Below are 22362 nucleotides of genomic sequence, written 5' to 3'. Positions count from 1 at the left end.
AATCGAAGGCGGCCCGCGGTTGAGACAGCGCTGCGGGTCGTCGTTTCTGATTTTCAGAAAGAAATGGATGCCCCACGTGGATTCGAACCACGATTGACGGATTCAGAGTCCGTAGTCTTACCATTAGACGATGGGGCATCAGGAGCGGCGCGAAGATCACGCGTCCCGCTGCGTGGGCGGCGAAATAGGTGAGGGGCGCTTTGCTGTCAACAGCTTGCGTCGGCTCTACATTGCACTTTGGCGTCATTCGCGGCTAAAAGGGCCTCAGGTCAGCCGCGCCCAATTGGGGACGCGGTGTCGTGTTTGGAAGACGTTTCATGGCGCAAGACGCCGCAAAGGTGCCGCCGCGCCGCACATCGAGGGGTAAGCGGCGGCGAAACAAGGCTAGTGGTCCGCCTCCGGCCAGCAATGGCTGCTATGGCGCGCTCGATCTCGGCACCAACAATTGTCGGTTGCTGATCGCGCGCCCCGACCGGCAGGAAGGCTTTACCGTCATCGACGCATTTTCGCGCATCGTCCGGCTGGGCGAGGGGCTCGCGACGTCGGGACGATTGAGCCAGGAATCGATGGACCGCGCCGTCTCCGCATTGTCGGTCTGTTCGCAGAAACTGCGCCGTCGCAACGTGACGCTCGCGCGCTCGGTCGCCACCGAGGCGTGCCGCCGTGCGGCCAACGGGCGTCAGTTCGTCGACCGGGTCCGCCGCGAAACCGGAATCGCGCTCGACATCATTGCACCGCAGGAAGAAGCGCGGCTCGCCGTGCTCGGCTGCCACAAGCTGCTAGGACCCGGCGACGGGCCCGCGGTCATTTTCGACATTGGCGGCGGCTCGACCGAACTCGTGCTGGTCGAGCCCGATGGCGACCTGCCCAAGATCCGTGCGTGGTGGTCGGCGCCTTGGGGCGTCGTCAGCCTGACCGAGAGCGAGGGGCGCGAGAATCTCGAGGGCAAGGACCGGCTCGCCGCCTATGAGCGCATGCGCAATCGCGCGCGCGAGGGTTTCGCCCGTTTCTCCGAATGGCTGCCCAAGGATCGCGACGATATCCGCCTGCTCGGGACGAGCGGCACCGTCACTACGCTTGCGAGCGTCTATCTCGAATTGCCGAGCTACGACCGCCGCGCCGTGGACGGGCTGCATGTGCCCATCGATGCCATGCGCGACATTTCGCAATATATCGCCAAGGCCGACTTTGACGGCCGGGCTGCCTTGCCCTGTATCGGCTCGGAACGCGCCGATATGGTGGTTGCCGGCTGCGCCATCCTCGAGGCGATCCTCGATATCTGGCCAGCGGGCGAATTGGGCATTGCCGATCGCGGAATTCGCGAAGGTATCCTGCGCAGCCTCATGGCGCGCGACGGTTATCGGATGTAGGGCGGACGTCATGCCAAGAGGAACAGGACGCGGCCGCAAGGGCGGCAAGGAACGGGTGCGGACGGCCAAACGTCGCAGCGCTGCATCGACGGCCTGGCTGCAACGCCAGCTCGACGACCCCTACGTCAAGAAAGCACATGCTGACGGCTATCGCAGCCGGGCCGCCTACAAATTGCTCGAGCTCGATGAGCGCTTCAAGCTGTTAAAGGGCGTCAAAGGCGTCGTCGATCTTGGCGTGGCGCCGGGCGGCTGGACTCAGGTCGTGCGCCAAAAATCGCCGCAGGCCCGCGTGGTCGGGATCGACTTGCTGCCGACCGATCCGATCGACGGTGCTGTCCTGCTGGAAATGGATTTCATGGACGACGATGCCCCGGACCGGCTCAAGGCTGAACTGGGGGGACCTGCCGACCTCGTCCTATCCGACATGGCTGCCAATACGATCGGGCATAAGCAGACCGACCATTTGCGCACCATGGGGCTCGTCGAGGCGGGATTGGACTTCGCGCTCGACGTACTGCGTCCGGGCGGAGCGTTTGTCGCGAAGGTGCTGGCGGGCGGCGCGGACAAGGAGCTTGTCCAGCTGCTCAACCGCAATTTCGAAAGTGTGAAACATGCCAAGCCGCCAGCCAGCCGCAAGGGTTCGAGCGAATGGTATGTCGTCGCAAAAGGTTTTCGCGGCCGTGAAGAGGATGTCGCCGCGGACGAGGCCTAGCTGTCGCGCTCGGCCTTGGCGCGAGCGGCCTCGATGGCGTCCTTGTAAGCTTGGTAGCCGTCAGCCGAATTGATGACGCGGTCGCCGATCACGAACACCGGGGTGCCCGTCGCGCCGACCAGGCCCGCAAGCTCATAATTCTTCTGCAATTCGGCCTGATATTCGGGCTTGCTGATGGCCGCTTCCATGTCGAGCCCGACGCTTTCCAAGGCGGCACCGATGCTTTCCTCGGTCGGTGCGCCGAGCGCATAGAGCGCTTCGTGGAATTCATAGAACTTGCCGGCTTCGGACGCGGCGAGCGAGGCCTGCGCGGCGACGATGCTGGCGGGGCCGAGCACCGGATATTCGCGATAGACGACGCGCAGCTTGGGATCTTCCTTGAGCAGTCGGTCGATGTCGGGCTTGGCCTGTCGACAATAGCCGCAGGCATAGTCGTAAAACTCGACCATCACGACGTCGGCATCTTCGGCAGAGGCGCCCTGAACGCTTGAAGCGAACGGCGTCTCGAACAATTCGCGATTGGCCTCGAGGATCGGCGCGAACTGGCGATCGCGCAGCACGTCGCCGGCTTCGAGCAGGATTTCGGGCTGTTCGAGCAAGGTGCTGCGCACCATGCGTTCGCCCATCATCTGCGGCCCGATGCTGAGCAACAGGCCCGCACTGACGGCCGCGCCGACGATGCCGCCAACCAGAGCGGCGCCAAGAGTGGATTTTTCCATGATCAGTCTATGTCCTCGCCCGCCTTGCGTAACTCATGCTCGCTGACGAGTAAAATGTCCTGTGCGCGGATATGGTCGGGGCTGGCCGCCTCGATGCCCGCCATGGCGCGGCGCGCGGAAATGCGCGCCATCTGGTGCTGGCCGGTGAGATGGAAGCGCTCGGCGCTGGCGAGCGCGGCACGAGCCTCGTCGCCCTCGTAGGAATAGATGACGCCAAGCTGGTACCAGGCAAAGGCATTGGTCCGGTCGCGCGCCACTGCGGCCCGCAGGATCTGCTTTGCCTCGGGATAATAGGACGTGTCCTCGGTCGCGATGAGCGCATGGCCGAAGGTCGATGCGATCAGCGGCTCGTCCGGCGCGATCTCGGCCGCGCGGCGCAGCGGTTCGAGCGCGTCCATCGGGAAACCCGATTCGAGCAGGACCTGGCCGTGCAGTTCGAGCATGTAGGGATCGTCCGGCATCATGGTGACGAGCTTGGTCGTCTCGCGCAGCGCCTGATCGGGATAGCCGCCCCGATGATAGGCGTAGGCGCGCGCCGTGATGGCAGGCACGCTCTGGTCTTCGGCGCCATAGTCGCGCGTCGCGCGGGCCGGGTTGATGTAGCCGATGAGCTTGGCCTTCACGCGCTGGAAGCGCCGCTCGAGCTCGGGGTCGTTGGGACGGTTCCACGCCGGGTCGATCATCAGCTGGTTGCTCAGCGAGGCGATGCGGTCGCGGTTCATCGGGTGGGTGCGCGCATAGCCATTATCCTGGCGGATATTGAGACGATATTCCTGGTTCTGCAGCTTCTGGAAGAATTCGATGAAGCCGCGGCCCGAAATACCGGCTTCCTTGAGGTAGCGCGCACCGGCCATGTCGGCGCTGGTTTCCTGGGTCCGCGAGAAAGCGAGGAACTGGCTGGTCGCGACCTGCTGGCCCAATGCCATGGCGCCGAGTCCGGCTTCGCCCGCCCCCGCGGCAATGGCGAGCCCGCCGAGGATCAGCGAGGCGATGGTGATGGCGCCGGCTTGGCCGAACCCGTCCTGGAGGCGGATGATATGCCCGCCTTCGACATGGCCAAGCTCGTGCGCGATGACGGCCTGTAGCTGGCCGACATGATCGGCCTCCATGATCAGCCCCGAATGGATGTAAACACGCTGTCCGCCGGCGACGAAGGCGTTGATCGACTGGTCGGAGAGCAGGACGAATTCGACATTGCCGGGGCGCATGCCGGCCGCCTCGACGAGCGGATCGCTGATATCGCGGAACAATGCCTCGGTTTCGGCATCGCGAAGGATGCTCTGTGCCAGCGCAGGTCGCGCCGTCATCGCCATCATCATGAATATGGCGGCGATCAGTGCGATCAGCCGGTGAGTGTGTCGCGTCATGTCGCTGTCACTCCCACTCTTGCCCTGAACGGGCGATGAAAAACGCCGCCCGGTCATGGGACCGGACGGCGTCATCATATCACAGCTTAGCCGAAGGTGCGCTGCCACCAGCCGCGGCGGGGTTCGCCGCCGTCGCCGTCGCCTTCATTGGCGGCGGGGGCAGGGGCAGGCTCTTCCTTGGCCGGCTTGTCCTCGGCCTTCTTCTTGGGCTTGGCCTTCGCCTTGGCTTTGGCCGTGCCAGCCGAACCGACTGCAGGCTCATCCGGCGTCGCCTTGGGCTCTTCCGGCGTGTCGGCCTTGGGCGCCGCTTTCTTGCGGGTGCGGCGCTTGGGCTTTTCGCCTTCCTCGGCGCCCTTGGTCTCAACCTTTTCCTCGGTCTCGGCCTTCTTGGCGCGCGTGCGGCGCTTGGGCTTGGGCTTTTCTTCCGCCTCGGCCTTGCTGTCGGCTTCGGCCTTGTCGCCCTCTTCCTTGGCCTTGGCACGCGGACGGCGACGGGTCTTGGGCTTCTCCTCGCCCTCATCGTCGTTCTTGGCCTCGTCCGCCTCGGGCTTGTCGGCCTTGGCGTCCTCGTCCTTCTTCTTGCGCGTGCGGCGCTTGGGCTTGGGCTTTTCTTCGGCTTCAGGCTCGGCGTCCGGCTTGGCGTCATCGCCAGCCTTGTCGTCGGACTTGTCGTCCTCGCCATTGTCGCCATCGTCCTGGCGAGCCTCGCCGCCGCGACCACGACCACCACGACGACGTCCGCGACCGCCACGGCGGCGGCGGCGACGCTTGGGCTTGTCGTCCTCGTCCTCTTCGTCCTCGATTTCGTCGATTTCTTCCTCGTCCTCGATGGGCTCGGGTTCTTCGTCGACGATCGGGGCCTGCCTCGGGCGCTTGGCCGGGCGCGGGCCCTTGGATTCGACCCGCATCTTGGCGCCTTCGAACTCTTCGTCGATTTCGACTTCGACGGTTACGCCATAGCGTTCCTCGACCTCGGCCAGTTCGGCGCGCTTCTTGTTGAGAAGGAAGATCGCAGCATCGCGGCCGGCACACAGCACGATGGTCGTGCCTTTGCCGCGCGCAGCCTCGTCCTCGATCATGCGCAGCGCCGACAGACCCGACGAAGATGCCGTGCGCATCAGGCCGGTGCCATCGCAATGCGGGCAGCTGTGCGTGGAGGCTTCGAGCACGCCGGTGCGCAGGCGCTGGCGGCTCATCTCGAGCAGGCCGAAGGAGCTGATGCGGCCGACCTGGATACGGGCGCGGTCGTTCTTCAGCGCTTCCTTCATGGCCTTCTCGACCTTCCGGTTGTGGCTGTTCTGCTCCATGTCGATGAAGTCGATGACCACGAGACCGGCCATGTCGCGCAGGCGCAGCTGGCGGGCGATTTCTTTGGCCGCCTCCAGATTCGTCTGGAAGGCGGTATTCTCGATATTATGCTCCTTGGTGGAGCGGCCCGAGTTGATGTCGATCGACACCAGGGCCTCGGTCGGGTTGATGACCAGATAGCCGCCCGATTTGAGCTGGACGACCGGCTGGTACATGCCCGTGAGCTGGTCCTCGACACCGTAGCGCTGGAAGATGGGCGTGGGGTCGGCATATTGCTTCACCCGCCGCACATGGCTCGGCATGAGCAATTTCATGAAGCGCCGCGCGGCCTTGTAGCCTTCCTCGCCCTCGACCATCACCTCGTCGATCTCGCGACTGTAAAGGTCGCGGATTGCGCGCTTCACCAGGTCGCTGTCGCGATAGATGAGGCTGGGTGCGGAGGATTTGAGCGTCTTTTCGCGAATCTCGTCCCACAGGCGGGCGAGATAATCGAAGTCGCGCTTGATCTCGGTCTTGGTGCGCGACAGGCCTGCCGTGCGCACGATCAGCCCCATGCTGCTCGGCAGCTTGAGGTCGCTCATGATCTGCTTGAGGCGCTTGCGATCCTTGCCGTTGGAAATCTTGCGGCTGATGCCACCGCCATGGCTGGTGTTGGGCATGAGCACGCAATAGCGGCCGGCAAGGCTGAGATAGGTGGTGAGGGCCGCGCCCTTGTTTCCACGCTCTTCCTTGACGACCTGGACCAGCAGCACCTGGCGGCGCTGGATGACGTCCTGGATCTTGTAGCGACGACGCAGCGCGCGGCGCTTGTTGCGGACCTGCTCGACCGCAGTCTCGTCGACCGGGCTTTCGTCCGACGCCTGGCCGGCTTCTTCGACCTCGGCCTCGTCCTCGCCGTCAATATCTTCCTCTTCCTTCTCGCGAAGGCGGGCTTCTTCGGCGGCATGCTCGGCTTCTTCGGCGAGCAGGGCATCACGATCCTCTTTGGGGATCTGGTAATAATCAGGGTGGATTTCGCTGAAAGCCAGGAAGCCATGGCGGTTGCCGCCATAGTCGACGAACGCCGCCTGGAGCGAGGGTTCGACCCGCGTAACTTTCGCTAGATAAATGTTGCCTTTGAGCTGTTTGTGCTCGCTGGATTCGAAATCAAATTCCTGAATACGGTTCCCGTCGGCGACCGCTACCCGGGTTTCTTCCGGGTGGCGCGCGTCGATCAACATGCGCGTTGTCATCAATAACTCTCCGTCCGTGGGGGCGCGTGTCGCGCTGGAGCCACGGCATGTGTAAGGCGCCGGCCGACGAAAATGCCGGTCCGGGCGCAATGGTCAGAATATCTGCTGCTGCATGCATGAGCGACGCGCCGCACCGCCGGTCGGCGTGCGTTCGTAGGGCGTCTTGCTGGCTCATGTAGCGTCAACCTCGTGTGCCGGGGCCGTAGGAATGGCCCCTTGAGAATGCGAACGCACGATCATCCGATCGGGTCCGCAATGAAGTCGAGGTAGCATCGCACTTTGCGAGTTACAATAAGTCAAACCCCACATAAGCGCGATTTATTGACGGATTGACCGCTTGCAGCGACCAGCGGGCGCTTTACTCTTGCCAACATGTCCCGCGCCCGACTTCTCGTCCTCGCCATCATCGCTGCCGCCGTCTTTGGCGCGGGATGGCTGTTGCTGGGCGGCCGTGCCGGCGATGCGGACGAGGCGCAAATGGCGGATAACGCCATTCTCGGGGAAGCGCGTCGTGGTGGTGTGCGTCTGGAATTGCCGGATGCCGTGGGCGAAATCGACATTAGCGAAGCGCGGACCGAAGACGCGCTGCTCGTGCTGATCGACCCCGGCCATGGCGGGCGCGACGGCGGTGCGCGCGGTGCGAGCGGACGCAATAACGAAAAAGCGCTTACCCTCGCCATGGCCGAAGAATTGCGCGACCGCCTTGCCGATGCAGGGCGCGTGCGCGTGGCACTGACGCGGACCGGCGATGACACGCTGACGCTGGACCAGCGCCCCGCCATCGCCCGCGCCATCGGGGCCGACCTTTTCGTCTCGATCCACATGGACGCGGCGCCCAATGCCGAGGCGACCGGGGTGACCATCTATTCGCTCAGCGACGTTGCCTCGACGGTCGAGGCGGCACGGCTCGCCGATGCCGAGCGCGAAAGAGTGGGCGCCGTGGTCAGCGATGCAGACGCACCGGTCGAATTCATTCTCACCGATCTTGCGCTACGCGACCAGATGGCCGCCAGCGCAGCCTTCGCCCGTCGCCTGCTGCGGTTCGCCGAGGAATCCGGCGATGTGCCGCTCCGTCCCACGCCCCACCAGTTCGCCAATTTCTACGTGCTCCGCTTCGCGCAGACGCCTGGCGTGCTGGTCGAGGCAGGCTATGTCACCAACACCGCGGACGAAGCGCGCCTGTCGACGAAGGAAGGCCGCGCGCCTCTGGTCGAGGCGCTGGCCCGCGCGATCGAGGCCGATCTCGCCACCCGCGGGCTCTGATCATTCATTGAAGCGCCAGTAGCTTGGCGCTAGGGAAGTCGCCATGGCCCGAATGCCCGACCTCGTCGCGTTCAACAATCGCGTCCACAAGTGGCTCGACCCGCTGCGCGAAAAGCGTTGGTTCCGGGGGCTGTTCTTCGTTGGCATCGGCTCGATTTTCATCTTCGGCCTCATGTACGCAATCATCGCGGCCAATGTGATGAGCCGCGAGGAAATCCTCGCCTATCGCCCGGCCTTGCCGACGATGGTGCGCGGCTATGATGGCGAGCTGGTCGGCTCCTATGCCCGCCAGCGCCGCGTCGAATTGTCCTATGACGACTATCCCGATCAGCTGGTCGAGGCCTTCATTTCGGCCGAGGACAAGACCTTCTTCTCGCATGGCGGCATCGACTATCCGGGCCTGGCCGCGGCAATGGCCGAATTTCTCAAAACCGAAGTCACTGGCGGCGGTCGCTCGCGCGGCTCGTCGACCATCACCCAGCAGGTCGCCAAGAACCTGACCGGCGACGATGAATATTCGATCCTGCGCAAGGTACGCGAGGCGGTGCTCGCTTTCCGCATCGAGGATACGCTCACCAAGGAAGAAATCCTCGCCCTCTATCTCAACGAGATTTTCCTCGGCCGGAATGCCTATGGCGTCCAGGCCGCCGCGCGCGCCTATTTCGACAAGGACGTCAACGATCTCGACCTCCACGAAATTGCCTATCTCGCGGCGATCCCCAAGGGGCCGAGCAATTATCACCCCGTTCGCAACAAGGATGCTGCGACCGCGCGCCGCAACTATGTGCTGGGCCAGATGGAAGCGAATGGCTTCATCACCGAAGCAGAGCGCGCCCGCGCTGCGAATATCGAACTGACCGCCATCCCGACCGGGTCGGCCCGCGCCTTCCGCGAGCGCGGAGGCTATTTCCTCGAAGAAGTTCGCCGCACGCTGATCGAGCTTTATGGCGAAGAGGCCGAAGATAGCGAGAACAGTGTCTATTCGGGCGGCCTCTGGGTTCGCACCTCGATGGACCCGGCGATGCAGGACGCCGCCGCCGAAGCGCTGCGCGAGGCGCTGGCCCGTTTCGACGGTCCCAAGGGCTGGCGCGACCTCGGCATGACCATCGACATGAGCCAGAATTGGGAAAGCCAGCTGCGCATCGCACGTGTCGGCACGGGCTTTTCCGACTGGAAGAAGGCGGTGGTGCTGGAGAAAGAAGGCCGGTCCGCAACGATCGGTTTCGTCGGCGGTGATACGGCGACCATTTCGCGCAGCCAGGCAGGCATGCCCGTGCGCGGCGGCGGAGGCGTGGCTTTCGACCGCTTCACGCCCGGCATGATCATCGTCGTCAAGGACGAGGGCAATGATCGCTATGCGCTGCGCTCGATCCCCGAGGTGGGCGGCGCTTTCGTGGCCGAGGAAGTCGATACCGGCCGCGTGCTTGCCATGCAGGGCGGCTTTGACGTGCTGGGCAGCCAGTATAACCGCGCCACACAGGCGCGCCGCCAACCCGGCTCAGCCTTCAAGCCGGTCGTCTACCTCACCGCGCTCGAAAACGGCTTCACGCCCGCCACGACCATCGTCGACAGCCCCTTCTGCGTCGACCAGGGCGCACAGCTGGGCGAGAAATGTTTCCGCAACTTTGATGGCGAATATGCCGGGCCCAAGACGCTGCGCTGGGGCGTCGAGCAGTCGCGCAACCTGATGACGGTGCGCGCCGCGAGCGAGACCGGCATGTCCAAGGTCACCGAAAATGCCCGCAAGCTTGGCCTCGGCGATCATCCCGAATTCCTCTCGATCGCGCTGGGCGCAGGCGAGGTGACCGTCACCGATCTCACCAATGCTTATGCGATCATGGCAAATAATGGCCGCGCGGTGGAGCCGAGCCTCATCGACTATGTGCAAGACCGCTCGGGCAAGGTGATCTACCGCGAGGATAATCGCTGCGCTGCGATGGAGAATTGCAACGCCGCCGACTGGAATGGCGAAGCGATGCCGCGCCCGCCGCAGCGCGGTCGGCAGGTCGTCGACCCGCTTGCTGCCTACCAGATGATCCACATCCTCGAGGGAGTCGTGACGCGTGGTACCGCGACGCGGCTGGCCAGCCTCGACCGTCCGCTGTTCGGCAAGACTGGCACCACCAACGGCCCCAACGAGGTTTGGTTCGTCGGCGGCACGCCCGACATCGTGACCGGCACTTATATCGGTTATGACGAGCCGCGCGACATGGGCGGCAGTTGGGTGCAGGGCGGTTCGATCGCCGCGCCGGTCTTCCAGCAATTTGCCGAGCAAGTGCTTGCCGACAAACCCAAGACACCGTTCGTCGCGCCGCCCGGCATTCGCATGGTCCGCATCGACCGCCGCACCGGCGAACGCGTCTATGGCGCCTTCCCGCGCGAGGAAGAGCGGCAGAGTTCGGTCATCTGGGAAGCCTTCCAGCCGCAGACCGAACCGCGGCGCTCCTCGCGCATGGCCGACCCGATGGAAGAGGAAGAACAGCCCGCCGCGCCGGTGGTCCCTGACACGCCTGCGGTGCGCCCGCAGCCGGCCGCGCCGCCACCGCCCGATGAGAGCGACTTCTTGCAAAGAGAGGGCGGGATTTACTAGGGCGAACTGGAAACAGTCATCGCACCGGAAATTTCGCCGGTCTTACGCCCAGGAAACTTGCCCATGCGCGCCGAAGCGCAAACCCATGCCGACCAGATCAACGCCGCGACCGAGTTGCTGCGCCGCTTCCTCGATTGGGACAAGGCGAAAGCGCGGCTCGAGGAATTGAATGACAAGGTCGAGGACCCGACGCTGTGGGACGATCCCAAGGCGGCGCAGGCCGTGATGCGCGAGCGCACCCGCCTCGACAGCGCGATCAAGGCGACGCAGCGGATCGAAACCGAATTGTCCGATACCCTCGAACTGATCGAGATGGCCGAGGCCGAAGGCGATGACGGGATGGTCGACGAAGCGCTGACCAGCCTCGAGAAACTTGCGGGCAAGGCCGAGGAAGACAAGGTCGCGGCACTGCTCGCGGGCGAGGCGGATTCGAACAATGCCTATGTCGAAGTCCATGCCGGGGCCGGCGGCACCGAGAGCCAGGATTGGGCCGAAATGCTCCAGCGCATGTATACGCGCTGGGCCGAGCGGCGCGGCATGAAGGTCGAGCTGATCGACTATCATGCGGGCGAACAGGCGGGCATCAAATCGGCGACCCTGCTGCTCAAGGGCGAGAATGCCTATGGCTATGCCAAGACCGAGAGCGGCGTGCATCGCCTCGTGCGCATCTCGCCCTATGACAGCTCGGCGCGGCGCCACACCAGCTTTTCCAGCGTCTGGGTTTATCCCGAGATCGACGATTCGATCGAGATCGAGATTGCCGAAAGCGATCTGCGCATCGACACCTATCGTGCCAGTGGCGCGGGCGGACAACACGTCAATACGACTGACAGCGCCGTGCGCATCACCCACGTGCCGACCGGTTTCGTGGTCGCCTCGCAGAGCGGCCGTTCGCAGCACAAGAACAAGGCCGAGGCGATGAGCATGCTTCGCGCCCGCTTGTTCGAGGCCGAACTGCAGCGCCGCGAGGAGGAGGCCAATGCCGCCAATGCCAGCAAGACCGAGATTGGCTGGGGCCACCAGATCCGCTCCTACGTCCTGCAGCCCTATCAGCTGGTGAAGGATTTGCGCACCGGGGTGACGTCGACCGCGCCGTCCGACGTCCTCGACGGCGATCTCGACAAGTTCATGGCCGCCGCGCTGTCGCAGCGCGTGACCGGCGAGAAGGTCGAGGTCGAGGATGACGATGTCGAATAAGGCGTTCCTCCTCGGCGCGGCGCTGCTGGCGATGGCAGGCTGCCGGCAGGGGCCGGAAGTCGACGAGGACGGTTTCCCGACGCTCGGTCGCCCGGTGGCGCCCATCGTCTCGGATCGCTTCTCGACCGAGGATGCGCGCGACCGGCTCGGCGAGGCCGAGCTGGTGATGGAGCTGGCCGGCGTCTCCGAAGGCATGCGCGTTGCCGATATCGGTGCGGGTGAGGGTTATTATACGGTGCGCCTTGCACGCGTCGTCGGTCCCGACGGCCGCGTCGTGGCGCAGGACATCGTTTCGGCGACCCGCGATGCGTTGGCGCGCCGCGTCCAGCGGGAGAATCTCGACAATGTCGCGGTGCGGCTTGGCGAGCCCGACGATCCGGGCCTGCCCGCCAACAGTTTCGACCTCATCTTCCTCGTGCACATGTATCACGAGGTGACCGAGCCCTATCAATTCCTCTGGAACCTTCGCGAGGCGCTCAACGAGGAAGGCCTGATCGTCGTCGTCGATGCCGACCGCCCGATCAAGCGCCATGGCATGCCGCCCGACCTGCTCGATTGCGAGTTCGAGGCATTGGGGCTGGAGCGCGTGGACATGGTCGAACTGATCGGATTCGACGATTATTTCGCGACCTATCGCGTCGCCGGGCCGCGACCTGCGCCGGGCGACATCGAACCGTGCACCTAATGCTTGCCTGAGCGTGCGAGCGCTCTAGGTTGAGCCTATGCGACAATATCTCGATCTCATGCAGCGCATCCTCGACGAGGGCGCGTCACAGGACGACCGCACCGGCGTCGGCACCCTTTCAGTCTTCGGCGCGCAGATGCGCTTCGACCTTTCCAAGGGTTTCCCGCTGGTCACCACCAAGAAGCTCCACCTGCGCTCGATCATCGTCGAGCTATTGTGGTTCCTGAACGGCGATACCAACGTCAAATATCTGCAGGACAACAAGGTCAGCATCTGGAACGAATGGGCCGACGAGAATGGCGATCTCGGGCCCGTCTACGGCAAGCAATGGCGTCGTTTCGAGGGCGGCAATGGGCGCACGGTCGACCAGATCGCCGAGCTGGTCGAGCTCATCAAGAAAGACCCGGCCTCGCGCCGCCAGGTCGTGAGCGCGTGGAACCCTGCCGAACAGCCCGACATGGCGCTCGCGCCGTGCCACTGCCTGTTCCAGACCCATGTCGCCAATGGCAAGCTGTCGCTACAACTCTATCAACGCAGCGCCGACCTGTTCCTAGGCGTCCCCTTCAACATCGCCTCCTATTCGCTGCTGGCGCACATGCTGGCGCGCGAGACGGGGTTGGAAGTCGGCGACTTCGTGTGGACCGGCGGCGATGTGCATCTCTACTCGAACCATCTCGAGCAGGCGCGCGAACAGCTGTCGCGCGAACCGCGGCCTTTGCCGACGCTCAAGATTGAGGAGCGTGGCCAGGGATTGTTCGACTACGAGCCCGGTGATTTCAGCTTCGATGGCTACGACCCGCACCCGCACATCAAGGCACCGGTCGCAGTCTAGCGTCCTTTCATCGACAATGCCGGCCTTTTCGGGAGCGTTATGAGCGCGGCCCATGTTGATGTCCCCGCAATGCAAGGAGACTGGAACATGGTTCGTAAGCTTATCGCGACGCTCGCCCTTGGTGGCGCTTTTGCCCTTGGTGCCTGCAACACGGTTCAGGGTGCCGGCGAAGATATCAGCTCGGTCGGCGAATGCGGCGAAGACGTGCTGGACGGCGACAGCTGCTAGTCCGGGCATAACCGAATAACAGGGAGAGCCCCGCTTACCCGTCCCCCTGGGTAAGCGGGGCTCATTCTTTTCGGTTCAGCTACGGTCAATCCTGTGGCACCAACATCCTCAGGTCACACGACCCACCAATCAATAAAGAGGATGAGACATGCGAAAACTCCTGACCATGGCCCTCGTCGGCGGCGCGCTGGTGCTTTCGGCCTGCAACACGGTCCAGGGCCTCGGCGAAGATATCAGCTCGGCCGGCGAATGTGGCGAAGACGTCATCAACGGCGAGAATTGCTAGGCTTCAAGGCTTCAACGCAACGATAGAAAAGGCCCCGGAAGCATGATCGCTTCCGGGGCCTTTCTTTTTGGCTCCGAGGAGGAGAGGGGGTAGCCCTTACTCCTCTTCGGCATCCGCATAGTCGCCGGCGGCTGCGTCCGAACCGTCGCCCGAAGCGGTCACTTCGGCCAGCGGATCATCGACATGGTCGGCCGGGTCCTTGTTGAGCTCGGCTTCATGCTCCGCTTCGGCGGTCGCAGCCATCGCTTCGGCCAGCTTCTTCTGCTGGGCCCGCAGCGCCGCGTCACGCGACGAGGCGGCGATGCGCACGCGGTTCATGCCCGCACCGGTACCGGCGGGGATGAGGCGACCGACGATGACGTTTTCCTTGAGCCCGTTCAGCGTGTCGACCTTGCCCTGCACCGAGGCTTCGGTGAGGACGCGGGTCGTTTCCTGGAACGAGGCTGCCGAGATGAAGCTGCGGGTCTGCAGCGACGCCTTGGTGATGCCAAGCAGGATGGGCTTGCCTTCCGCCTTCTTCTTGCGCGGGGCAAGCTTGGCATTGGCTTCGTCCATCTCGTCGCGATCGACCTGCTCACCCGGCAGCAGGGTGGTGTCCCCGCCAAAGGTGATTTCGACCTTCTGGAGCATCTGGCGGACGATCACTTCGATATGCTTATCGTTGATCTTCACGCCCTGCAGTCGATAGACTTCCTGGATCTCGTTGACGAGATATTCCGAAAGCGCCTCGACGCCCATGACTTCGAGAATGTCGTGCGGATCGGGCGAACCGGCAACCAGATTGTCGCCCTTCTTCACATAGTCGCCTTCCTGCACGTCGATGACCTTCGCCTTGGGGATCAGGTATTCGACTGCATCGCCACCATCCTCGGGGATGATCGCGACCTTGCGTTTCGCCTTATAGTCGCGAACGAAGGTGAACTTGCCCGAGACCTTGGCGATGACCGCATTGTCCTTGGGCTTGCGAGCTTCGAAGAGTTCGGCGACGCGCGGCAGACCACCGGTGATGTCGCGGGTCTTGGCAGCTTCACGCGGCATACGCGCAAGCACCGTACCGGCATCGACCGTCGCACCGTCCTCGACCGCGATGATCGCGCCCGGGGCGAGGCGATAGACGCCTGCTTCTTCGTCCTTCTTGCCCGTCATGGTGAGACGGGGACGAAGGTCTTCCTTCTTGGTCTTGCCCTGATCCTCGGTGATGACGCGCTGCGAAATACCCGTGGATTCGTCGGTTTCTTCCGCAAGGGTACGGCCATCGACGATGTCCTGATACTTCACGGTACCGCCATGTTCGGTGATGACCGGCGAGAAGCTCGGATCCCATTCGGCCAGCTTGTCGCCGCGCGACACGGTGTGACCGTTGTCGTGGATGACATGCGCACCATAAGGGATCTTGTGGGTCGACAGTTCGCGGCCGTCCATGTCGAGGATCGCCACTTCGCCCGAACGCGACAGCGAGAGCGTGCGGCCCTTGCCATCGACAATCGTGGGCATGTCGCGATACTCGATCTTGCCTTCGACCGGCGCTTCGAGGTTCGACTGCTCGTTGAGCTGCGCCGCGCCACCGATGTGGAACGTACGCATGGTCAGCTGCGTGCCCGGCTCACCGATCGACTGCGCGGCGATGACCCCGACAGCTTCACCGATGTTGACCGGCGTACCGCGGGCGAGGTCACGCCCGTAGCACTTGCCGCAGACACCCTGCTTGCTTTCGCACAATAGCGGCGAGCGGATCTTGAGGGCCTGCACCTGCAGTTCCTCGATCTGCTTGGCCATCGCTTCGTCGATCAGGCTGCCCGACTTGATTGCGACCTTGTCGGTTTCCGGATCGACAATGTCCTCGGCGGTCGTACGACCCAGCACACGATCGGAGAGCGAAGCGATGACGCTGCCGCCCTGCACGATAGCGCGCATCTCGAGGCTGTTGTCAGTCTTACAATCCGGCTCGACGATGGTGCAGTCCTGCGAAACATCGACAAGACGACGGGTCAGGTAACCCGAGTTCGCCGTCTTGAGCGCGGTATCCGCGAGACCCTTGCGGGCACCGTGGGTCGAGTTGAAGTATTCAAGGACGGTCAGGCCCTCCTTGAAGTTCGAGATGATCGGCGTTTCGATGATCTCGCCCGACGGCTTGGCCATGAGGCCACGCATACCGGCCAGCTGCTTGATCTGCGCGGGGCTACCACGCGCACCCGAATGGGCCATCATGTAGATCGAGTTGACGTCGCTCTCGCGGCCATCCTCGTTCTTCTTAATCGCCTGGATTTCGTCCATCATGGCGCTCGCCACCTGGTCGCCGCAACGGCTCCAGGCGTCGATGACCTTGTTGTACTTTTCCTGCTGGGTGATCAGGCCGTCCTGATATTGCTGCTCATAGTCGGCAACCAGTGCACGCGTATCGTTGACCAGGTCTTCCTTGGCATCGGGGATGATCATGTCATCCATGCCGAAGCTAATGCCCGCCTTGAAGGCGTTCTGGAAGCCAAGCGTCATGATCTGGTCGGCGAAGATGACCGTCGCCTTCTGACCGGTGTGACGATAGACGGTGTCGATGACGTCGCCGATTTCCTTCTTGGTGAGAAGGCGGTTGACGGTTTCGAACGGCACCTTGTGGCTGGCAGGCAGTTTTTCGCCCAGCAGCATGCGACCCGGCGTCGTTTCGACGCGGACCATATGCTCCTTGCCATCCTCATCAGTCTGCGGGACGCGCGCGATGATCTTGGTGTGGAGGGTGACCGCGCCGACATTGAGAGCCTGGTGGACCTCGGTCATGTCGGTGAAGATCGACCCTTCGCCCGGCTCGCCCTCTTTCTCCATCGTGATGTAGTAAAGGCCGAGGATCATGTCCTGCGAGGGAACGATGATCGGCTTGCCGTTGGCAGGCGACAGGATGTTGTTGGTGCTCATCATGAGCACGCGCGCTTCCAGCTGCGCTTCGAGCGACAGCGGGACGTGCACGGCCATCTGGTCACCGTCAAAGTCGGCGTTGAAGGCGGCGCAGACCAACGGATGAAGCTGGATCGCCTTACCTTCAATCAGGACCGGTTCGAACGCCTGGATGCCGAGGCGGTGAAGCGTCGGGGCGCGGTTCAGGAGGACCGGGTGCTCGCGAATGACTTCGTCGAGAATGTCCCAGACTTCCTTGCGCTCCTTTTCCACCCACTTCTTGGCCTGCTTCAGCGTCATGCTGAGGCCCTTGGCGTCGAGGCGCGAATAGATAAACGGCTTGAACAGTTCGAGCGCCATCTTCTTCGGCAGGCCGCACTGGTGCAGCTTCAATTCCGGACCGGTCACGATGACCGAACGACCCGAATAGTCGACGCGCTTACCGAGCAGGTTCTGACGGAAGCGGCCCTGCTTGCCCTTGAGCATGTCCGAGAGCGACTTGAGCGGACGCTTGTTCGCACCGGTGATGGTGCGACCACGACGGCCATTGTCGAACAGCGCATCGACGGCTTCCTGCAGCATGCGCTTTTCGTTGCGCACGATGATGTCGGGCGCGCGCAGCTCCATGAGGCGCTTCAGGCGGTTGTTACGGTTGATGACGCGGCGATACAGGTCGTTAAGATCCGACGTCGCGAAGCGGCCGCCGTCCAGCGGGACCAACGGACGAAGATCGGGCGGAATGACCGGGATCACTTCGAGGATCATCCATTCGGGACGGTTGCCCGATTCGATGAAGCTCTCGACGATCTTCATGCGCTTGATGATCTTCTTGGGCTTGAGGGTTGACTTGGTTTCCTCAAGCTCCTTCTTCAGGTCTTCGAGCTCTTGGTGGAGATCGAGGTCCATCAGCATCTGCTTGACGGCTTCCGCGCCGATGCCGGCCGAGAAGGCGTCTTCGCCATACTCGTCCTGCGCCTCGAGCAGCTCGTCCTCGGTCAGCAGCTGGAATTTCTCCAGCGGCGTGAGGCCCGGCTCGATGACGACATAGCTCTCGAAGTAGAGCACGCGCTCGAGCTGCTTCAATTGCATGTCGAGCAGCAGGCCGATGCGCGAAGGCAGCGACTTCAGGTACCAGATGTGCGCGACCGGCGCGGCCAGTTCGATATGGCCCATACGCTCGCGGCGGACCTTCGAGACGGTAACCTCGACGCCGCACTTTTCGCAGACAATGCCCTTATATTTCATGCGCTTATACTTGCCGCACAGGCATTCATAGTCCTTGATCGGACCAAAAATGCGCGCACAGAACAGGCCGTCACGCTCGGGCTTGAAGGTACGATAGTTGATCGTTTCCGGCTTCTTGATCTCGCCGAAGCTCCACGAGCGGATGCGTTCGGGCGAGGCGATGCCGATCTTGATCGTATCGAAGGTTTCCGGTTTCGCGGCCGGATTGGTGAAGTTGGTCAGTTCATTCATCTGTACAATCCTTTCGCTTACTCGGCGGCGATGGCGGGGTTGTCGCCATCTTCGTCGTCATCATCCGACACGGTGTCGAGATCGACGCTCATACCGAGCGAGCGCATTTCCTTGACCAGCACGTTGAAGCTTTCGGGGATCCCCGCTTCGAACGTGTCGTCGCCCTTGACGATGGCTTCGTAGACCTTGGTACGGCCGACGACATCATCCGACTTGACGGTGAGCATTTCCTGCAGCGTGTAGGCCGCGCCGTAGGCCTGGAGCGCCCAGACCTCCATTTCACCGAAGCGCTGGCCACCGAACTGGGCCTTACCGCCCAGCGGCTGCTGGGTGACGAGGCTGTACGGGCCGATCGAACGGGCGTGGATCTTGTCGTCCACGAGGTGGTGCAGCTTGAGCATGTAGATGTAGCCCACGGTCACCTTGCGGTCGAACGGTTCGCCCGTACGGCCGTCATAAAGGGTGACCTGGCCCGAGCGGTCGAGACCGGCCTTCTCGAGCATGTCGGCGACATCTTCCTGACGCGCGCCGTCGAACACCGGGGTGCCCATCGGGACGCCGTAGGTGAGGACCTGCGCCAGTTCCATGACCTTGTCATCGTCGCGGCCATCGATCGCCTTGGCATATTTGTCGCCATAGACGTCCTTGAGGTGATCCTTCACCTGCTTGACGTCCTTCTTGGCGATGTCCTTGCCCTTGGCGTGGATGTCCTCGAGCATGTGCTTGATCTGCTCGCCAAGGCCGCGCGCGGCCCAGCCGAGGTGGGTTTCGAAGATCTGCCCGACGTTCATGCGCGACGGCACGCCCAGCGGGTTCAGCACGATGTCGGCATGGGTACCGTCTTCAAGGAACGGCATGTCCTCGACCGGAAGGATCCGGCTGATGACACCCTTGTTCCCGTGACGGCCGGCCATCTTGTCGCCCGGCTGCAGCTTGCGCTTCACGGCAACGAAGACCTTGACCATCTTGAGCACGCCCGGGGGCAGCTCGTCACCGGCTTCCAGTTTGCCGACACGGTCGTCATACTTGGCGTCGATGCGGCCGACGGCCTCATCATATTGCGCCTTCATGGCTTCGAGGTCGGCCTGGGCCTTGTCGTCCTTGACGGCGACCTTCCACCACAGCTTGCGCTCGACTTCCTCGAGCATCGTCGGGGTCAGCTTGGCGCCCTTCTTGATGCCCTTGGGCACCGCAGTGGCGGTCTGACCGACCAGCAGCTCGGCGAGGCGGTTGTAGGTCGCGCGGTTGAGGATCGCCTTTTCATCGTCGGCGTCCTTCTTGAGGCGCTCCTTCTCTTCGGCCTGGATGGCACGCGTACGGTCATCGATGTCGATGCCGTGACGGTTGAAGGTGCGCACGTCGACGATGGTACCGGCAACGCCCGGGGGCAGGCGGAGCGAGGTGTCGCGCACGTCGCTGGCCTTTTCACCGAAGATGGCGCGCAGGAGCTTTTCTTCCGGCGTCATCGGGCTTTCGCCCTTCGGCGTGATCTTGCCGACCAGGATATCGCCCGGATGCACTTCGGCACCGATATAGACGATGCCCGCTTCGTCGAGGTTGCGCAGGGCCTCCTCGCCGACGTTCGGGATGTCGCGGGTGATGTCTTCCGGACCCAGCTTGGTATCGCGGGCGGCGACTTCGAATTCCTCGATGTGGATCGAGGTGAAGACGTCGTCCTTCACGATGCGTTCGCTGATGAGGATCGAGTCCTCATAGTTGTAGCCGTTCCAGGGCATGAACGCGACGAGCACGTTGCGGCCCAGCGCCAGTTCACCGAACTGCGTCGAGGGACCGTCGGCGATGATTTCGCCGGCCGTGACCTTCTCGCCCACCTTCACCAGCGGACGCTGATTGATGCAGGTGTTCTGGTTCGAACGCTGGAACTTCTGGAGCGTGTAGATGTCCACGCCGCTTTCGCCGGCCTGGATGTCTTCGGTCACGCGGATGACGATACGCGTCGCGTCGACCTGGTCGATGACGCCGGCGCGGCGGGCCGCGATGGCGGCGCCGGAATCGCGCGCGACGGTTTCTTCCATGCCGGTCCCGACGAGCGGGGCATCGGCCTGGACCAGTGGCACAGCCTGGCGCTGCATGTTCGAACCCATCAGCGCGCGGTTGGCGTCATCATTTTCCAGGAACGGAATGAGCGAGGCCGCGACCGACACGAGTTGCTTGGGGCTCACGTCCATCAGGGTGATCTGGTCGCGCTGCGCCATGAGGAATTCGCCGGCCTGGCGGCTCGAAACGATTTCCTCGACGAAGCTGCCATCCTTGTTGAGGTCGGCGTTCGCCTGCGCGATCGTGTGCTTCTGTTCTTCCATCGCCGAGAGGTAGACGACCTCGTCGGTCACCTTGTGGTCGACGACCTTGCGGTACGGCGTCTCGATGAAGCCATACTTGTTCACGCGGCTGAAGCTGGCGAGCGAGTTGATGAGGCCGATGTTCGGACCTTCAGGCGTCTCGATCGGGCAGATACGACCATAGTGCGTCGGGTGGACGTCGCGGACTTCGAAGCCCGCGCGCTCACGCGTGAGACCACCCGGGCCGAGCGCCGAAACGCGGCGCTTGTGGGTGACTTCCGACAGCGGGTTGGTCTGGTCCATGAACTGCGACAGCTGCGAGGAGCCGAAGAATTCGCGGACCGCGGCAACGGCCGGCTTCGCGTTGATGAGGTCGTTGGGCATGACGGTCGAGACGTCGACGCTGCTCATGCGCTCCTTGACCGCACGCTCCATGCGCAGGAGGCCGACGCGATACTGATTTTCCAGCAATTCGCCGACCGAACGCACGCGGCGGTTGGCGAGGTTGTCGATATCGTCGATTTCGCCCTTGCCGTCCTTGAGGTCGACGAGGGTCTTCACGACCGCCATGATGTCTTCGCGGCGCAGCGTGGTGACCGTGTCCTCGGCGTCGAGGTCGAGGCGCATGTTGAGCTTGACGCGGCCGACGGCCGACAGGTCATAGCGCTCCGGATCGAAGAACAGGCCGAAGAAGAGCGCATCGGCGGTCTCGCGCGTGGGCGGCTCGCCCGGGCGCATGACGCGGTAGATGTCGGCCAGTGCTTGGTCGGTGCTCTCGGCCTTGTCGGCCTTCAGCGTGTTGCGGATCCAAGGGCCGGTGTTGACATAGTCGATGTCGAGAAGCTCGATCGACTTGATCTTGGCCTTGTCCAGCTTTTCGAGATTTTCCGCCGAAATCTCGTCACCGGCTTCCACGTAGATCTCGCCGGTCTTCTCGTTAATGAGGTCGAACGCGCTGTAGCGGCCGAAGATTTCTTCGGTCGGGATCATCAGCGTCTTAAGACCGTCACTCTCGGCCTTCTTGGCCTTGCGCGGAGTGATCTTCTGGCCGGCCTCGAAGACAACTTCGCCGGTCTTGGCGTCGACAAGGTCATAGGTCGGCTTGGCGCCACGCCATGCGTCTGCCTTGAACGGCAGTTCCCAGCCATCCTTGCCGCGCTTCCAGGTCACGCGATCGTAGAAATGCTCGAGGATCTCTTCATGGTCGAGACCCAGCGCATAAAGAAGCGTGGTGACCGGCAGCTTGCGCTTGCGGTCGATGCGGACGTTGACGATGTCCTTGGCGTCGAATTCGAAGTCGAGCCACGACCCGCGATACGGAATGACGCGCGCGGCGAAGAGATACTTGCCCGACGCGTGGGTCTTGCCGCGGTCATGGTCGAACAGGACGCCCGGCGAGCGGTGCATCTGGCTGACGATGACACGTTCGGTGCCGTTGATGATGAAGGTGCCGTTCGGGGTCATGAGCGGCATGTCGCCCATGTAAACGTCCTGTTCCTTGATATCGATGACCGACTTGGCTTCGGTGTCGGGATCGATTTCGAACGAGGTGAGGCGCAGGGTGACGCGCATCGGCGCTGCGTAGGTCAGGCCACGCTGGCGGCATTCGTCGGTGTCATATTTCGGCGGCTCGAGCTCGTAGCCATCGAAGTCCAGGTGCGCGGTGCCCGCGAAATCCTGGATCGGGAAGACGCCGCGAAGGGTCTTTTCGAGGCCCGAAACATACTCACGCTGCTTGTCGGAGCGGAGGAAGTCTTCGTAGGATTCACGCTGCACCTCGATGAGGTTGGGCATTTCCGAGACTTCGTGGATGTTGCCGAAAATTTTGCGGATTCGACGCGATTTGAGAGCCCGACTTGCGGTGGTCGGGACGTCTTTTGCTTGGGTAGCCATGAATTTCCCTGCGCTACG

14 protein-coding genes and 1 tRNA gene are annotated in these 22362 nt (G+C 63.1%); 9 read left to right on the top strand and 6 right to left on the bottom strand.

Features of this window, described 5'->3' with window-relative positions; all coding sequences use genetic code 11:
- Positions 1–64 precede the first annotated feature (64 nt).
- A tRNA-Gln gene (locus NDO55_RS06390) sits at positions 65–138 on the bottom strand.
- Positions 139–317: 179 nt separating this feature from the next.
- On the opposite strand from NDO55_RS06390, the gene NDO55_RS06385 reads away from it, so the two are divergent.
- Both NDO55_RS06385 and NDO55_RS06380 read left to right on the top strand, forming a co-directional pair.
- Positions 318–1370 carry a Ppx/GppA phosphatase family protein gene (locus NDO55_RS06385; RefSeq protein ID WP_252113502.1) on the top strand — a complete coding sequence of 351 codons (1053 nt, stop codon included), beginning with the start codon at positions 318–320 and terminating at the stop codon, positions 1368–1370.
- A gap of 10 nt (positions 1371–1380) precedes the next feature.
- A complete protein-coding gene (locus tag NDO55_RS06380; RefSeq protein ID WP_252113500.1) occupies positions 1381–2082 on the top strand; it encodes an RlmE family RNA methyltransferase in 702 nt (233 codons plus the stop codon).
- Here NDO55_RS06380 and NDO55_RS06375 read toward each other — a convergent pair.
- The 3 genes from NDO55_RS06375 to NDO55_RS06365 form a co-directional block, all read right to left on the bottom strand.
- On the bottom strand, positions 2079–2801 hold the full coding sequence (locus tag NDO55_RS06375) for a DsbA family protein (RefSeq protein ID WP_252113498.1): 723 nt from the start codon (positions 2799–2801) through the stop codon (positions 2079–2081). The two genes, NDO55_RS06380 and NDO55_RS06375, sit on opposite strands and share 4 nt — an antisense overlap.
- Positions 2802–2803: 2 nt before the next feature.
- A complete protein-coding gene (locus tag NDO55_RS06370) occupies positions 2804–4168 on the bottom strand; it encodes a M48 family metalloprotease (protein ID WP_252113496.1) in 1365 nt (454 codons plus the stop codon).
- Positions 4169–4254: 86 nt separating this feature from the next.
- Positions 4255–6708 (bottom strand): Rne/Rng family ribonuclease, encoded by a 2454-nt coding sequence (locus NDO55_RS06365; RefSeq protein WP_252113494.1) that lies wholly within the window; start codon positions 6706–6708, stop codon positions 4255–4257.
- 372 nt (positions 6709–7080) lie between these two features.
- Between NDO55_RS06365 and NDO55_RS06360 the strand changes: the two genes are divergently transcribed.
- The 7 genes from NDO55_RS06360 to NDO55_RS06330 all read left to right on the top strand — a co-directional run bounded on the left by NDO55_RS06360 (position 7081) and on the right by NDO55_RS06330 (position 13789).
- On the top strand, positions 7081–7971 hold the full coding sequence (locus NDO55_RS06360) for an N-acetylmuramoyl-L-alanine amidase family protein (protein WP_252113492.1): 891 nt from the start codon (positions 7081–7083) through the stop codon (positions 7969–7971).
- Positions 7972–8014: 43 nt separating this feature from the next.
- Positions 8015–10561, top strand: a complete 2547-nt coding sequence (locus tag NDO55_RS06355) for a penicillin-binding protein 1A (protein ID WP_252113490.1) — start codon at positions 8015–8017, stop codon at positions 10559–10561.
- 63 nt (positions 10562–10624) lie between these two features.
- Complete coding sequence (gene prfB / locus NDO55_RS06350) at positions 10625–11758, top strand: peptide chain release factor 2 (protein WP_252113488.1); 1134 nt, start codon at positions 10625–10627, stop codon at positions 11756–11758.
- On the top strand, positions 11742–12443 hold the full coding sequence (locus tag NDO55_RS06345; RefSeq protein WP_252113486.1) for a class I SAM-dependent methyltransferase: 702 nt from the start codon (positions 11742–11744) through the stop codon (positions 12441–12443). The genes prfB and NDO55_RS06345 overlap by 17 nt, the downstream gene beginning before the upstream one ends.
- Before the next feature lie 37 nt (positions 12444–12480).
- On the top strand, positions 12481–13275 hold the full coding sequence (locus NDO55_RS06340) for a thymidylate synthase (protein ID WP_252113484.1): 795 nt from the start codon (positions 12481–12483) through the stop codon (positions 13273–13275).
- 87 nt (positions 13276–13362) lie between these two features.
- Entirely contained in the window at positions 13363–13503 is a 141-nt protein-coding gene (locus NDO55_RS06335; RefSeq protein ID WP_252113482.1) for an entericidin A/B family lipoprotein, read from the top strand.
- A 148-nt stretch (positions 13504–13651) separates the two neighbouring features.
- Positions 13652–13789, top strand: a complete 138-nt coding sequence (locus tag NDO55_RS06330) for an entericidin A/B family lipoprotein (RefSeq protein WP_252113480.1) — start codon at positions 13652–13654, stop codon at positions 13787–13789.
- Positions 13790–13885: 96 nt separating this feature from the next.
- On the opposite strand, the gene rpoC is transcribed toward NDO55_RS06330, so the two are convergent.
- Complete coding sequence (gene rpoC, locus NDO55_RS06325) at positions 13886–18151, bottom strand: DNA-directed RNA polymerase subunit beta' (protein ID WP_252113478.1); 4266 nt, start codon at positions 18149–18151, stop codon at positions 13886–13888.
- 17 nt (positions 18152–18168) lie between these two features.
- Positions 18169–22344: a DNA-directed RNA polymerase subunit beta gene (rpoB, locus tag NDO55_RS06320; RefSeq protein WP_483012340.1), complete on the bottom strand. Its 4176-nt coding sequence runs from the start codon at positions 22342–22344 to the stop codon at positions 18169–18171.
- Positions 22345–22362 lie beyond the last annotated feature (18 nt).

Origin of the sequence: Sphingomicrobium sediminis (genome assembly GCF_023805295.1) — a bacterium.
Taxonomy (GTDB): Bacteria; Pseudomonadota; Alphaproteobacteria; order Sphingomonadales; family Sphingomonadaceae; genus Sphingomicrobium; species Sphingomicrobium sediminis.
This window is presented reverse-complemented; position numbering and strand designations above follow the sequence as displayed.

Coding starts and splice junctions, on each gene's coding strand:
- NDO55_RS06380 (WP_252113500.1), top strand. CDS start 1,381: ATGCCAAGAGGAACAGGACGCGGCCGCAAGGGCGGCAAGGAACGGGTG.
- rpoC (WP_252113478.1), bottom strand. CDS start 18,151: ATGAATGAACTGACCAACTTCACCAATCCGGCCGCGAAACCGGAAACC.
- NDO55_RS06365 (WP_252113494.1), bottom strand. CDS start 6,708: ATGACAACGCGCATGTTGATCGACGCGCGCCACCCGGAAGAAACCCGG.
- NDO55_RS06330 (WP_252113480.1), top strand. CDS start 13,652: ATGCGAAAACTCCTGACCATGGCCCTCGTCGGCGGCGCGCTGGTGCTT.
- rpoB (WP_483012340.1), bottom strand. CDS start 22,344: ATGGCTACCCAAGCAAAAGACGTCCCGACCACCGCAAGTCGGGCTCTC.
- NDO55_RS06370 (WP_252113496.1), bottom strand. CDS start 4,168: ATGACGCGACACACTCACCGGCTGATCGCACTGATCGCCGCCATATTC.
- NDO55_RS06355 (WP_252113490.1), top strand. CDS start 8,015: ATGGCCCGAATGCCCGACCTCGTCGCGTTCAACAATCGCGTCCACAAG.
- NDO55_RS06385 (WP_252113502.1), top strand. CDS start 318: ATGGCGCAAGACGCCGCAAAGGTGCCGCCGCGCCGCACATCGAGGGGT.
- NDO55_RS06345 (WP_252113486.1), top strand. CDS start 11,742: ATGACGATGTCGAATAAGGCGTTCCTCCTCGGCGCGGCGCTGCTGGCG.
- NDO55_RS06375 (WP_252113498.1), bottom strand. CDS start 2,801: ATGGAAAAATCCACTCTTGGCGCCGCTCTGGTTGGCGGCATCGTCGGC.
- NDO55_RS06340 (WP_252113484.1), top strand. CDS start 12,481: ATGCGACAATATCTCGATCTCATGCAGCGCATCCTCGACGAGGGCGCG.
- NDO55_RS06335 (WP_252113482.1), top strand. CDS start 13,363: ATGGTTCGTAAGCTTATCGCGACGCTCGCCCTTGGTGGCGCTTTTGCC.
- NDO55_RS06360 (WP_252113492.1), top strand. CDS start 7,081: ATGTCCCGCGCCCGACTTCTCGTCCTCGCCATCATCGCTGCCGCCGTC.
- prfB (WP_252113488.1), top strand. CDS start 10,625: ATGCGCGCCGAAGCGCAAACCCATGCCGACCAGATCAACGCCGCGACC.